Consider the following 13,204-nt stretch of genomic DNA (forward strand, 5'->3'; position numbering starts at 1 on the left):
GCCGTGCGCCCGGGGCCCATGCACGGGGCGCCCCTGCCCGACACGAACGGTGACATCGATCCGGGGCCGCTCGCCCGGCAGGCGACGGCCGTCCGCGAGATGGGATCGCCGTTCGTCGCGGCAGTGCTCGCAGCGGGAGAGCGTCAGCTGTACCGCGCGCCACGCACCGCGGCCTTGATCGCCGACTGGCCGCGCGATGTCGCCGCCGATGCGCTGGCGATGCGGTTCAACGCCGCGCTGCATGCGCTGGCGCGGGCCGGCCACGACACCGCCCTTAGTGACCTGTACCGGCGGCTGGACGGCGATTTCGATTCCGTGATCGGCGCGACGATGCACGCTGCCGATGCGCATATCGCCGAATGGATGCGCACGCCGCCGCAGACCAACGAAGTCGGGCGCACCGCCGCGATCATGGCGGCGCTGATGACGCTGCGCAGCCGGTTCGACATGCCGTGCGAATTGCGCGAACTCGGCGCCAGCGCCGGGCTGAACCTCAATCTCGATCGCTATGCCTATGATCTGGGCGGCCATGTCGCCGGCGATCCGGCGTCGTCCGTCCGCGTCGCACCTGCATGGCACGGCGCCGCGCCTCTCATCCGCCCCATCGCCGTGGCGTCCGCACGCGGCGTCGATCTCAGCCCCCTCGACGTGACCGACGCCGCCGCCTGCGAACGGCTGATGGCCTTCATCTGGGCGGACGAGGCCGACCGCGCCGAACGCCTGGCGCAGGCGCTGCGCATCGCGCGCGCACACCCGCCCGTCGTGGATACGGGCGACATTACCCGGTGGCTGCCGACGATGCTCGCCGCACCGCAGGCCGCCGGTGTATGCCGCACGATCGTCCATTCGATGGCGCTGCAATATCTCGACGCCAGCGGCCATGCCGCCGTGGAGCGGGCCTTTGCCGAGGCGGGCGCGCGGGCCAATGCCGATCGCCCGCTGGCCCGCATCGGCTTCGAATGGACCGCGGCGCGCGACGCAGTCCATCTGTGCCTGACGATCTGGCCCGACGGGGTGACCCGTCATCTTGCCACCTGCCACGCTTATGGGGCGTGGATCGACTGGCACGATACAGGGGCCTAACGGCCCCTTTCGCGTATCCAGACCCTGTAACGGACGCCCCGTTCCGCCATCGCGGACACGGGGCTTTCTTCGTCAGAACAATCCGTCGTCGTCGTCATCCTCCACGACGGCCGCCACGGCCGGCGCAGGCGCGAGGTGCGCGGGCAGATAGGCGGCGTGGACTTCGCGCTCCTGCGCCATCGTGTACAGTGCAGCGATGCGTGGCAGCACGTCGGCGAGGATCGCCGTCGCCGCCTCCGACGGGTCGCTCATCGCGGGCATCACGCCGAGCACGAGCGCCGCGTCGCGCATCTTGCCCCCCAGCGCCATTTCCGCGCCGATCTCATCGCCGACGGAGGCCAGCATCTCGATGATCTGCCGCGCATCGTCGCCGCCGACGCGCACCGCGCCCTCGGTCCGCTGACACCCCTCGCGGATCACCGCGAGCGCATCGGACAGCTTGCTGCCCAGATCGCGATCGTCCGCCGCCGCGCGCTTTTCGACCAGCGTCGCGTTCACCGCGGCCAGCTCGTCGAGCGGCTGGCGGATTCCACCCATCGCCTTGCCCAGCGACTGGGCGTGGACGTCCACCTCGCCCGCAACGACCGATACCGCCTTGCCGAGGTCGCCGTGCCGGCGGCACAGCAGCCGCGTATTGGTGGCGATGTCCTGCACGTCGAACTGCACGCGCTGCAACAGCGCCAGCCGCCCGGTCAATTCGGACACCGTCTCGCCGATCATGCCCAGCATCGCGGTCGAGCGCCGGTCGGCATCCTGCAATTGCGCGGTGATCGATGCGACCTCGCCCACCGCCTTGTCGATCTCGGCGAGGAAGGGGCGGCCGTTGCTGCCCGCGTCGTTATCGATCAGGCCCAGCAGCGCGGTCGTGTCGGGGCTCAGCGCCCGCAGCGCATCGACCAGCAGGCGCGTGTCGCGGTCGAAATCGACCGCGCTCGCCTCCAACTGCGCCGCGAGCATCGGATGGATGACCGCGCAGACCTCCATGCGCACCATGGGATTGATGGATGGGCCTACGACCTCCAGCATCTGCAACGCGGACACGACATGCTCCAGGCGCTGGCGCGTGCTGTCGCCGACCTGCAACGCGCCCAGCATCGTCGCGACGCGCCCCTGCACCGTGCGGGCGATCGATGCCACCTGCTGCGCCATCGTGGCGGTCGTGCCCAGATGCGCGTGCAACGCGGTGGCGTGACGCACCAGATTCTCCGGCACCGCGGGGACGACGTGCCGCGCTTCCTTGGTGACAAGGCGCCCGGCCTGCTGCACCGCGCCGACGCTGTCCTTCAGGTCCTTCAGCTTGGCGAGGAAGCCTTCCAGATGCTCCTCACCCGCCGCCAGCCGATGCCCCATGCTGTCGACGAAGCCGACGAAGGCGGGCTCGCCCGACGCCGCGATCTTGATATTCAGCCCGTAGATATGGAGCACGCGCAGCGCCTGTCGCATCTCCATGATGTGATCGCGCAGCATCCGCGCCGCGCCGCTCACCCGCACCATGTCGGTGTCGCGCTCCTGCTGCACCACGGGCAGATTGGCGAGATCGGCCGCGACCTCTTTCAGGTTGGTCACCGCGATCCCCGCGACGCTTTCGTCGAGCGCCCCCGTGACGCCGTCGATCGCGGAGATGATCCGATCGATCGTTTCTATGGCGCCTGCGAGCGTGGTCCCAGCGCGTACGAAATGCGCATCCATACCCGCCGCCATCAGCGCCAGCGTCCGTTGCAGATCGCCGACGCTCTGGTCCAAGGCGTGATCGGCCGTGATGGAGGTGTGCAGCATGGCCTATCCTTTGCGGGCGAGAAGAAAATGCGGAACAGGCGCGCTCATCGCGCCGTCGCCTGGAGCAGTTCGCGGGCGATATTGCCCAATGGTATGACCTTGTCGGCGGCGTTGCGGGCGATGGCTTCCTTGGGCATGCCAAACACGACGGAGGTAGCTTCGTCCTGCGCGAAAGTTCGCGCTCCCGCCTGCTTCATTTCCAGCAAACCGCGCGCGCCGTCGTCGCCCATGCCGGTCATGATGATGCCGACCGCATTGGACCCCGCATTGCGCGCGGCCGATCGGAACAGCACGTCGACCGACGGGCGGTGGCGCGAGACCAAGGGCCCTTCCTTGACCGAGACGACATAGCGCGCGCCCTGCCGTTCGAGCAGCGTATGGCGCAGCCCGCCCGGCGCGATCAGCACGTGGCCGCGCATCACCGTGTCGCCATCCTCCGCCTCCTTCACGTCGACCTGGCACAGGCCGTTGAGCCGCTTGGCGAAGGCGCGGGTGAAGCTTTCGGGCATGTGCTGGACGATGACGATGCCGGGCGAATTGGCCGGCAACGCCTCCAGCACCTCGCGCAGCGCCTCGGTGCCCCCCGTGGACGCGCCGATGCACACGACCATCTCCGTCGTCCGGCTCATCGCGCGACCGGTGGGAGGCGGCAGTACCGCATCGGCGGTCAGCTTCTGCGCCGGCGACGCTGCCCGCACCTGGCGCCGCGCGCCGAGCCGCGCCTTGGCCGCGCCCTTCACCGTCTCGCGGATCATCAGCTTGGCTTCGTTGAGATGCTCGGCGACGCCCATGCGCGGCTTGAGGATGACGTCGACCGCCCCGGCTTCCAAAGCCTGCAGCAGCGTTTCCGACCCCTCCTCGACGAGCGAGGAGCACATGACGACCGGGATCGGGCGCTGGCTCATCAGCTTGCGCAGGAAGGTGACGCCATCCATCCGCGGCATTTCGACATCCAGCGTGATGACGTCGGGCACCTCTTCCTGGATGTAGCGGGCGGCGGCGAAGGGATCGGCGGCGGCGGCGATCACCTGGATGTCGGGATCCTCGCCGAGGATCGCGGTCATGGCCTGGCGGACGCTGGCGCTGTCGTCGATGATGAGGACGCGGACGGGTTTCATATCAGCAGCGCTCGAATACGGTGTAGGACACGGTCTTCACGGGCAGATCCATGCCCGCGATCGATTCCGAATGGCCCAGGAACAGATAGCCGCCCGGGCGCAGGCAGTCGCACAATCGTCGGACCACCGCCTCCTGCGTCGGCTTGTCGAAGTAGATGAGCACGTTGCGACAGAAGATGATGTCCATCGGCTCGCCGACGGGATAATGCGTGTCCATCAGATTCAGCCGCGCAAAGCCGATCGCGGACCGCAGTTCGGGCGCGATCCGCACCTTGGCCGCCCGCCGGTCGGTCGAGGCGGCGACGTAGCGCTGACGCATCACCGACGGCACCGGATCGACCTGCTCGGCGGGATAGATGCCGCGCCGCGCGGTCTCCAGCACCTCGGTATCGATATCGGTGGCGAGGATGCCATATTCCATGCGGTTCGCTTCGGCGAAGCGATCCAGCACCATCGCCATCGTATAGGGCTCCGCCCCGGTCGAACAGGCCGCGCTCCACGTGCGGATCCGGCGGCGCCCCTGCGCGAGCATGGTCGGCAGCACCGTGCCTGCCAGAAAGTCGAAATGACCGGGTTCGCGGAAGAAGTCGGTCTTGTTGGTCGTCACCGCGTTGATCAGATGATCGATCTCGCCATTGGCGGTCGGATCGGCGAGCAGCAGGTCGCAATAGGCGTTGAGCGTCGCCGTCCCCGTGTCGCGGACGCGGCGCCGCAGCCGCCCCTCCAGCATGGTCGCTTTGGTCCGGGGCATTTTGATGCCCGTTTCGTCGTAGATCAGCGCGGCGAGACGGTTGAACCGGTCGGCGCTGAGGTGATCGAGATCGGACGGGGCAAGCGCTTTGGCGACAGCAGCCATGATGGTCGTTCCATCGACGGGAACCGGGGGTCCGGGCCGTCGTCAGTGAGGGAAAGGGAGGAGCCGCAGCGACCGCGGCTCCTCTTAGAAAGACCGACGCCGGGTCAGGCCGCGGCGGCGAGCGCGGTGGCGTCGATGTCGTCGCGGGAGAAGATCTCGGCGACGTTGATGACGACGACGAAGCCCTCGGGTTCGCGCACGACGCCCTCGATATAGTCCGAGCGCCAGCGCATGCCGATGTCGGGCGCCGATTCCAGCCGCTCTGCGGCGAAGGTGGTGACCGCGAGCACGCGATCGACCACCAGACCCAGCGACACGGTGCGGTCGGCGAGCGGCACGTCGACGATCAGCACCCGCGTCGATAGCGTCGGCTCCGCAGGCGTGAGGCCCAGGCGCACGCGCAGATCGATCGTCGGCACCCCCTGCCCGCGCACGTCGGTCAGCCCGAGCAGCCAGCCGGGTCCGTTGGGGACCCGAAAGGCGGGGGCATAATCGAGGATTTCACGGACCAGCGTCACCGATACCGCGAACACCTCATCTCCCAGGCCGAAAGTAACGGCCTGCATCACAGTCGTGTCGCTCATGCTGCCTCTCCAAATTCCATGTCTTCGCTGTCCGGGCCGCCCTGTGTCAGGTCGAGGGCGAAGCCGCGGGCACGAGCCTGCTGATCGGTAATCGAATTGCCCTTGGGGCGCGGGGCCGGCGCAGCCTTCTTGGCGGGCGCGACCTTGCGGGCCGGGGCGGCCTTGCGCTGCGCGGTGGCGGCGCGGGCGACCGGCGAGGCGCGATCTTCGACCCGGAAGAAGGCGATGCTCTGCTGCAGTTCCTCGGCCTGGGCCGCCAGCTCTTCCGAGGTGGACGAGATCTGCTCGGATGCGCCGGCATTCTGCTGCGTCACCTGGTCGAGCTGCTGGATCGCCTGGTTGATCTGGCTGGCGCCGATATCCTGCTCACGGCACGCCGCGCTGATTTCGGACACCAGCTCGGCGGTGCGGCGGATATCCGGGACCAGCTTGCCCAGCATCTCGCCTGCATCGGCCGCGGCCTTCACCGTCTCGGTCGAGACCGAGCTGATTTCGGCCGCCGCGGTCTGGCTGCGCTCGGCGAGCTTGCGCACTTCCGATGCGACCACCGCAAAGCCCTTGCCATGTTCGCCGGCCCGGGCCGCCTCGACCGCCGCGTTCAGCGCGAGCAGGTCGGTCTGGCGGGCGATTTCCTGGACGATGCCGATCTTGTCGGCGATCGTGCGCATCGCGCCCACCGCACGGTCGACCGCCACGCCGCTCGCTTCGGCGTCCTTCGACGACTGGCGCGCGATCTTTTCGGTCTGCGCCGCATTGTCGGCGTTCTGCTTGATGTTGGCCGCCATCTGCTCCATCGACGCCGAGGCTTCCTCGGCCGCCGCGGCCTGTTCGGTCGCGCCCTGCGAGACCTGTTCCGACGACGCCGACAGCTGCTGGCTGCCCGCCGCGACGTTATCCGCCGCCGCCGAGGCATCGCCCACGACGTTGCGCAGACGTTCGATCATCGACACCAGCGCCAGACCCAGGCCGTCCTTGTCCGACAGCGGCTGGTGGTTGACGGTGAGGTTGCCGCCGGCGATCTCGGTCGCCAGCGTCGCGCTCTTGCGCAGGTTGGCGGTCATGCCGTTGACGGTGTTGACCAGATCCTTGATCTCGTCGTTGCTGTTGACCGTGACCTCCTGGTCGAGGTCGCCGATCGCCACCGCGTCCAGCGCAACGCGGACACGCTTCAGACCGTTCGACACGAGCAACGAGATCCAGATGGCACCTGCCACAGCGATGAGCGTGGCGATCGCAGCAACGATGATCAGCATCGTCCGCGATTCCGTGTAGAGCGCGTTGGTGTCTTTATCCGCCTGCTGCATCTGATCCTGCTGGATCGACACGAGTTGGTCGATCGTCGCGGTGAGATCGCCCGCCACCTTGCGCGATTGCGTGATCGACAGATTGGCGGCTTCGACGTTCTTGTTGGCCAAGCCCAGTGCGCGCACGCGATCATTGACCGGCTTGAACGCTTCCCACTGGCTCTGGACCTTGAGCCACGACGGCTTACCCTGTTCGCTGGCCGTCGAGACACCTTCGACCACGAGACCGTCGATCTTCTTGCGATGTTCGGTGATCTGGTTGTCGAACGTCCGCATCAGCGCTTCGTCGTTGGTCAGCGCGAGGTTCTTTTCGTAACGCAGCACGAAATTGACTTCGGTCGCGATCTGCTGGGCGACGCTCAAACGATGGGCCGGGCCGGAAATGACCTCGGAGATACCCTCATTGAGGCTGGCCATCCGCGTGACGCCAACGGTCACGACGGCGATCAGGGCCAAGATCAGGACTCCGAATGTCGCCCCCAGTTTCATTTTAATCGTAGCACGCATGTGTTGGGTCCCCCCCGTTGAAATCAGTGGATGGCGCGCGCCGCGGCGTCGCCGTGCGCGAGGTTCAGGAAAATCGCTTCGAGATCGGGCAGCACGACGATGTCGTCGCCCTCGTGCCGGATCAGTGCGCGCACCAGATCCCGGCGCCAGCGCAGCCCCACGACGGGTGCATCCTCGCTGGTGTTCGCGTGGAACGTCGCGACCTCGTGCACCTTGTCGGTACGCAGGCCGATCAACGTCGCCTCCCCGTCGAGATCGAGTTCGATCACGACGATGCGGCTGTCGAGCGTCGCGCCGGTGACGGGCATGCCGAAGGCGAGACGCAGGTCGGCGAGCGGAATGATCCGCCCACGGAAGTTGAGGACATGCGCGACCAGCGGTGGCGCCCCCGGCACCGTGGTTTCGGGCATCATGTCCAGGATCTCGCGGACCAGCACCGCCTCGATCGCGAAGCTCTGGCCGCCGAGATCGAACACCAGCACTTCGAGCTGGCCGTCATCGGTCCAGGGTATGGCCGTGGATCGGCGCGATTCATCCGGCTGCACGCAGGCTCTCCTCTTGGGGTTGGCCCGCGGCGACGAGCTGGGCGATGTCGAGGATCAGTGCGACCTCGCCATCTCCGAGGATCGTCGCGCCGGCGAAGGTGGATACGCCGCGATGCAGCGGCGACATGGGCTTGATGACGGTCTGGTGGTTGCCGATGATCTGGTCGACGACCAGCCCGACGCGGCCCTGCCCCGTCGCGACCACGACGATCTTCTGATAGGGATCGGGCTTCGTGCCGCTGGCGAACAGTTCGCGCAGGCGCAGGAACGGCACCAGCTTTTCGCGCAGCGTGATGAGGCTGCGGCCGCGATGGCGCATATCGTCTTCGAGGCTCAGCTCCAGGCATTCCTCGACCGCGGTCAGCGGAATGACGTAGCGGCTGGCGCCGACGCGGACGAGCAGGCCGTCGATGATGGCGAGCGTCAGCGGAATGCGTAGGGAGATCGTCGATCCCTGCCCGTCGACGGACTGGATGTCGATCGTGCCGCGCAGCCCCTCGATCGTGCGCTTCACCACATCCATGCCGACGCCGCGGCCCGACAGGTTGGTGATCTGCGCCGCGGTCGAGAAGCCGGGCGCGAAGATCAGTTGCAGCAGCTCCTGGTCGGACATCACCTGATCGGGCTGGATCAGGCCATTCGCCTCCGCCTTGGCGCGGACGCGGGCGCGATCGATGCCGCGGCCGTCGTCGCGGATGGTGATCACCACCTCGCCGCCGCTCTGATGCGCGCCGAGGCGGACGGTGCCCGCCTCCGGCTTGCCTGCGGCAACGCGCTGCTCGGCGTTTTCCAGGCCATGGTCGCAGCTGTTGCGGACCAGGTGGACCATCGGATCGAACAGGCGCTCGATGACGGTCTTGTCGACCTCGGTCGCCTCGCCTTCGGTGACCAAAACGATGTTCTTGCCCGTGTCGCGCGCCAGATCGTGGATCAGGCGGCGGAAGCGGCCGAACAGGCTGGCGACCGGCACCATGCGCAGCACCATCATCGTGTCGCGGAGTTCGCCGGCCAGCCGCTCGATCTCTTCGGAGACGGAGCGGAGCACGAGGTCATGGCCATGATGCGCAAGCTGCGACAGGCGGCTTTGCGCGATGACCAGCTCGCCGACGCGATCCATCAGCGAATCCAGCCGTGCGGCGGGAACGCGGACGCTTTCATCGGCCTTCACCGGCGTGCGCGCGGCGGCGGCATCGTTGGCGGCGGCGGGCGGCGCAGCGGACGGCGCCACTGCCGCCTCCACGACCGCTGCCGGGGCAGCCTCTTCCACCGCAGCCGGCTCGGCCGCATCGGCGATCGGCGTGACCGTCAGCTCCATGTCGTCCATCACGAAGATGAAGACATCGTCGATCGCATCGCGGCTGACGTCGCCCATCAGCGTGACGTCCCAGCCGATGTGGCAGTGCGTCGGATTGAGGTCGGGCAGCGGCGGCACCTGATCGGTCAGCGCGACGACGGTACAACTGCCCAGCTCGCGCAATTCGTCGAGCAGCATCAGCGGATTGGTGCCATTCGCCATCGAATCGGGCGGCAGGCGGAAGCGGATGTTCCAGCCGGCGGCCTGTGCGACGGCGGTGGTTGCCGAAGCAGGCGCCGCCGGGGCGGCATCCTTTGCGGGGGCCGCGGCACCGCCGGAGGCGGCGTCCACCGCCTGTTGCAGCGCCGCCAGGATCGCGGCGCCTTCGCTTTCGGAGGCATTGCCCTCCACCAGCCCGCGCATATGGTCCTGTGCCGACAGGATCACGCCGACCAGCGCGGGCGTCGCAGGCACCTGGCCCTTACGGACGCGGTCGAAGGCGGTTTCGCAATGGTGGGTGAAGCCGGCGAGCGCGTCGAAGCCGAACATCGCGCCCGAACCCTTCAGCGTGTGCAGGCCGCGGAACACCGCATTGACGAGGTCCATGTCGCCGAGCCGGTGGGTGAGATCGAGCAGCCCCTGTTCGACCTGGTCGAGCAGCTCGCCCGCCTCCACGCGGAAGGCGGCGATCGGATCGTCGGCGCTCACTGCCCCAGCACCTTGCGGGCGACCTTCACCAGCTGGTCGGGCACGAACGGCTTGACCAGCCATCCGGTGGCGCCGGCCGCCTTGGCCTGGTTCTTCATTTCGGGATCGGATTCGGTGGTCAGGAAGATGATCGGCACACCCGCCTGCGATGGGTTCTTGCGGATTTCCTTGATCATCGTCAGCCCATCCATGTTGGGCATGTTGAGATCGGTGACGATCATGTCGAAGCGGGTCGCATTGGCCTTCGTCAGGCCATCGACCCCATCGGACGCTTCGGTGACGGTATAACCCGCGCCGGTCAGTGCGATGCGGATCGCCATGCGCAGGCTGGCGGAATCATCGACGGCAAGAATGGAAGCGCTCATTGTGGCAGGTCTCCGTGGAACCAGAAATCGAGGTCGTCGGGCGTCATCGCGTCGGTGAAGCCGGCGCGGCCCAGCAAGGCCGCAAGCGGACCGGCAGCCGGCGCCGACAGGCGGACGCTGCCGCCACCGACGCGCGCCTGCGCACGGGCGCTTTCGACGAGCTGCAAAAGGCTGAGATCGGGTGCTGCGACCTGCGTCAGGTCGAGCGTCAGCGGGCCTTCCCCTCCCTGCTGGCACTGCCCGATCGTCAGGGCGAAGTCGTGTATCGACGCCATCGTCAGCGACGATGGCGCAGTTGGGATGCTAGTCATGTCGGTGCCCCCTTGGCTGATTAGGCCAATTAGGACTTAACGGTTAATGTCCATTTAAGACTGAGTGGCAGGCGGCAATTCGACGAAGTAAAAAAATCGTCGCGCAAAGGCTTTTCTACTCAAAATGGCGTTTTAAGGTAATGCTCGCTGTCATACCTCAGTAAATATAGCGCCAGATGAGGTTTATAACCCGTAGATTGGGCTGGATTTTATTTAGTCAGTATAACGGGTTGATACGGATCAATAGATGTCCCGCCGATATCGGCCTGTTTCGAGCATCATCTCCAGGCACGTTTCGCCCAGTATCGACGCCAACGCGCTATGGACGTCGGCCGCCATGCCCTGAAGGCTGCCGCAGACGTAGATCGCCGCGCCGTCCGCCACCGCCTGCGCGATGATCCCGGCCTGTGCCGTCAGCGCATTCTGAACGTAGCGGGGGCCGCTGCCCAGGCGGGACCATGCGACATGCTCCGCCGTCAGCGTATTGCTGTCGCGCAGTGCAGCACGCTCCGCGGCATGATAATCGTCCTGCGCCGGGTGGCGCTCGCCCCAAAACAGCCACACCGGACCGCCGCCGGTCACATGCCGGTGGCGTGCGTGCGCGAGCAATCCGGCAAGGCCCGTGCCGTTCCCGATCAGGATCAGCGGCGTCGCATCCGCCTGCGGCGCATGAAACGCCGGGTTGCTGCGGACGCGCGCGCGTACGACGCCCCCGATCGGCGAGCCCTGCGTCAGCCAGCCCGATCCCAGCCCCGGCAGTCCGTCTGCGGCAAGACAGTGCCGCACGATCAGCTCGACGCGGCCCGACGGCGCGATCGAGGCGATCGAATAGTCGCGATGCGCCAGCGGCGGCAGCGATTCGGGATCGAGGACGCCTGCATCGACATCCGGCAGGATCCGGGTCGCGAGCCATGCGCGCAGCTCGGGCGTATCGTTCCAGCCCACGCGCTGCAGAACGGCCGCGACCCGCCGCGGGTCGTGCTGCGGCAGGATTTCGACGATATCGCCCGCCGCCCAGTCGGCCGGCGCGTCGATCGGTTCGAGGGCGACATGCCACGTCGCACCGCCGCTGCTGCCCGGATTGAGCAGGCGCCGCTCGATCAGCCGCCAGCCGCCCATCGGCGCCGGTGCCCAGTCGGGCTGATCGGTGCGTGCGCCGAGCGCGCCCAGCTGCTGCTGCCATTGGCGTTGCGCGTCGGCCGCCTCACCGTCCATCTCGATACAATCGAACAGCCGCGTCGCACCGCCCGCGTGCAGCCAGCGATCGATCCGATGACCGAAGGCGCAGAAATCGGGATATTCGCGATCGCCGAGCGCCAGCACCGCATAATTGAGGTGCGACAAGTCGCCGGACGCTTGCGTGAGGCGCCGGGCAAAGGCGCGCGCCGTGTCGGGGGGCTCGCCCTCGCCATAGGTGCTGGCAACCACGAACAGGCGCGAGGCGCGGGCCAGCGCCGCCTCGTCCAGCGCCGACAGCGGCATGGCAACCGCATCGGGCAAGGCCTGCGCGGTCAGGCGCGCGATCCGTTCGGCCGTGCCGGTCTGCGACGCATACGCGACCAACGTCCGGGCATCGTCCGGCACGATCGTGGGCGGATCGTCCGCCATCACCTCGGCGAGCGCGGCCTTGCGACGGCGCCGGGCCAGATAGAGCAGGAAGCCGGTGATCGTGAACAGCGGCATCGTCAGACTGGCGAGCGTCATCGCCAACCGGCCCGCCAGACCGAAATACGCGCCGCGATGGATTTCGTAGATGCCGAAGACGATGTCCTGCCCCCAGCTCCGCTGCGCATAGGGGGTGTAGCTAGTCACCCTGTTCGTGCGGGCGTCGATCGTCACCTCATCCGACACGCGATCGTGCCGCGCATCGGGCAGCTTCGCGCGGAATTCGATCTTGCCCTCGCGCGCGGTCGCCGTCACGGCCGCATAGGATCGGCCCGCCGTGGCGCGGTCGAACGCCGTCCAGGCGGCGCGCCAGTCGACGGGCGCATCGGCCTTGCCCTTACCCTTTCGCTCTGCCGCGGCGCCCGCTTTGCCGCCGGGCTGTTCGGCGACAAGCAGATGCCGCACACCGGTGCGATACCAGTCGTACGACCACCACAAGCCCGTGCTGGCGCTGATCAGGTAGAACAGCACCACCCATCCCCCGACCACGGCATGCAGCGCACGGTACAGGTTGCGCCCGGTGCGCCGCAGGTCGAGCACGAACCAGTTGCGCCAGTCGAGCGGGCGGCGCGGCCAGCGCAGATACAGGCCGGATAGCGCGAAGAAGATCAGCGCCAGCGCCGAAAAGCCCGTGATCTGCCGCCCGATCCCCTTGCCGCCGCCGGGCAGTGCGAGCCAGCGGTGCAGATTCTCGACCGTGTCCAGGACGGCTTCGCCGCGCGGCGTGCCCAGCACCCGACCCGTCACGGGATCGAGGTAGGTGACGTGACGTGTCTTCGACGGTCCCGTCGTATAGCTCGCCATCGCCGCGCGGGAGGGATCGCGCTCGACCGCCAGCCGGCCGATCCGGGCATCGGGCCGTTGCGCCTGGAACCGGGCGACAAGATCGGGCCCGGACAGATGCGGTCCGGGCTGCGGCGTGACGGTGACGATGCCGGGATTGATCGCCGCGATGATCTCCGGCGAGAAGCTGATCATCGCGCCGGTCACGCCCATGACCGCCAGCACCAGGCCCGCAGTGATCCCCAGGAACCAGTGGATCTGAAACAGGACCCTGCGCGTCATCCGGCTCTTTCGTTCCGCTGTTG

11 protein-coding genes are annotated in these 13,204 nt (G+C 67.6%); 1 reads left to right on the forward strand and 10 read right to left on the reverse strand.

Features of this window, described 5'->3' with window-relative positions:
• Positions 1–18 precede the first annotated feature (18 nt).
• The gene (locus ACP7A3_RS04785) at positions 19–1,083 is read left to right on the forward strand and encodes a DUF2332 domain-containing protein (protein WP_426255154.1); all 1,065 of its coding nucleotides are present in this window, start codon (positions 19–21) and stop codon (positions 1,081–1,083) included.
• Positions 1,084–1,155: 72 nt separating this feature from the next.
• Here ACP7A3_RS04785 and ACP7A3_RS04790 read toward each other — a convergent pair whose 3' ends face one another.
• The 10 genes from ACP7A3_RS04790 to ACP7A3_RS04835 all read right to left on the reverse strand — a co-directional run bounded on the left by ACP7A3_RS04790 (position 1,156) and on the right by ACP7A3_RS04835 (position 13,181).
• On the reverse strand, positions 1,156–2,859 hold the full coding sequence (locus tag ACP7A3_RS04790; protein ID WP_426255153.1) for a hypothetical protein: 1,704 nt from the start codon (positions 2,857–2,859) through the stop codon (positions 1,156–1,158).
• Between the two features lie 44 nt (positions 2,860–2,903).
• The gene (locus tag ACP7A3_RS04795) at positions 2,904–3,977 is read right to left on the reverse strand and encodes a protein-glutamate methylesterase/protein-glutamine glutaminase (RefSeq protein WP_147036844.1); all 1,074 of its coding nucleotides are present in this window, start codon (positions 3,975–3,977) and stop codon (positions 2,904–2,906) included.
• A gap of 1 nt (position 3,978) precedes the next feature.
• Positions 3,979–4,833 carry a CheR family methyltransferase gene (locus ACP7A3_RS04800; protein ID WP_063686089.1) on the reverse strand — a complete coding sequence of 285 codons (855 nt, stop codon included), beginning with the start codon at positions 4,831–4,833 and terminating at the stop codon, positions 3,979–3,981.
• Positions 4,834–4,937: 104 nt separating this feature from the next.
• Positions 4,938–5,417, reverse strand: a complete 480-nt coding sequence (locus ACP7A3_RS04805; protein ID WP_426255152.1) for a chemotaxis protein CheW — start codon at positions 5,415–5,417, stop codon at positions 4,938–4,940.
• On the reverse strand, positions 5,414–7,210 hold the full coding sequence (locus ACP7A3_RS04810; protein WP_426255339.1) for a methyl-accepting chemotaxis protein: 1,797 nt from the start codon (positions 7,208–7,210) through the stop codon (positions 5,414–5,416). The genes ACP7A3_RS04805 and ACP7A3_RS04810 overlap by 4 nt, the downstream gene beginning before the upstream one ends.
• A gap of 41 nt (positions 7,211–7,251) precedes the next feature.
• Positions 7,252–7,773, reverse strand: coding sequence for a chemotaxis protein CheW (locus tag ACP7A3_RS04815; RefSeq protein ID WP_426255151.1), 522 nt, complete (start codon positions 7,771–7,773; stop codon positions 7,252–7,254).
• The gene (locus ACP7A3_RS04820) at positions 7,760–9,775 is read right to left on the reverse strand and encodes a chemotaxis protein CheA (RefSeq protein ID WP_426255150.1); all 2,016 of its coding nucleotides are present in this window, start codon (positions 9,773–9,775) and stop codon (positions 7,760–7,762) included. The genes ACP7A3_RS04815 and ACP7A3_RS04820 overlap by 14 nt, the downstream gene beginning before the upstream one ends.
• Positions 9,772–10,140 carry a response regulator gene (locus tag ACP7A3_RS04825; RefSeq protein ID WP_017979769.1) on the reverse strand — a complete coding sequence of 123 codons (369 nt, stop codon included), beginning with the start codon at positions 10,138–10,140 and terminating at the stop codon, positions 9,772–9,774. Before ACP7A3_RS04825 ends, ACP7A3_RS04820 begins: the two co-directional genes overlap by 4 nt.
• On the reverse strand, positions 10,137–10,451 hold the full coding sequence (locus ACP7A3_RS04830; RefSeq protein ID WP_426255149.1) for an STAS domain-containing protein: 315 nt from the start codon (positions 10,449–10,451) through the stop codon (positions 10,137–10,139). Before ACP7A3_RS04830 ends, ACP7A3_RS04825 begins: the two co-directional genes overlap by 4 nt.
• 240 nt (positions 10,452–10,691) lie before the next feature.
• On the reverse strand, positions 10,692–13,181 hold the full coding sequence (locus ACP7A3_RS04835) for a PepSY domain-containing protein (RefSeq protein ID WP_426255148.1): 2,490 nt from the start codon (positions 13,179–13,181) through the stop codon (positions 10,692–10,694).
• Positions 13,182–13,204: the final 23 nt, after the last annotated feature.

The organism is Sphingomonas sp. DC5200-1, assembly GCF_049897245.1.
GTDB lineage: Bacteria > Pseudomonadota > Alphaproteobacteria > Sphingomonadales > Sphingomonadaceae > Sphingomonas > Sphingomonas aquatilis.

Excerpts from the sequence above, each read along its gene's own strand:
- ACP7A3_RS04785 (WP_426255154.1), top strand. The coding sequence starts at position 19 with ATGCACGGGGCGCCCCTGCCCGACACGAACGGTGACATCGATCCGGGG.
- ACP7A3_RS04790 (WP_426255153.1), bottom strand. The coding sequence starts at position 2,859 with ATGCTGCACACCTCCATCACGGCCGATCACGCCTTGGACCAGAGCGTC.
- ACP7A3_RS04795 (WP_147036844.1), bottom strand. The coding sequence starts at position 3,977 with ATGAAACCCGTCCGCGTCCTCATCATCGACGACAGCGCCAGCGTCCGC.
- ACP7A3_RS04800 (WP_063686089.1), bottom strand. The coding sequence starts at position 4,833 with ATGGCTGCTGTCGCCAAAGCGCTTGCCCCGTCCGATCTCGATCACCTC.
- ACP7A3_RS04805 (WP_426255152.1), bottom strand. The coding sequence starts at position 5,417 with ATGAGCGACACGACTGTGATGCAGGCCGTTACTTTCGGCCTGGGAGAT.
- ACP7A3_RS04810 (WP_426255339.1), bottom strand. The coding sequence starts at position 7,210 with ATGAAACTGGGGGCGACATTCGGAGTCCTGATCTTGGCCCTGATCGCC.
- ACP7A3_RS04825 (WP_017979769.1), bottom strand. The coding sequence starts at position 10,140 with ATGAGCGCTTCCATTCTTGCCGTCGATGATTCCGCCAGCCTGCGCATG.
- ACP7A3_RS04830 (WP_426255149.1), bottom strand. The coding sequence starts at position 10,451 with ATGACTAGCATCCCAACTGCGCCATCGTCGCTGACGATGGCGTCGATA.
- ACP7A3_RS04835 (WP_426255148.1), bottom strand. The coding sequence starts at position 13,181 with ATGACGCGCAGGGTCCTGTTTCAGATCCACTGGTTCCTGGGGATCACT.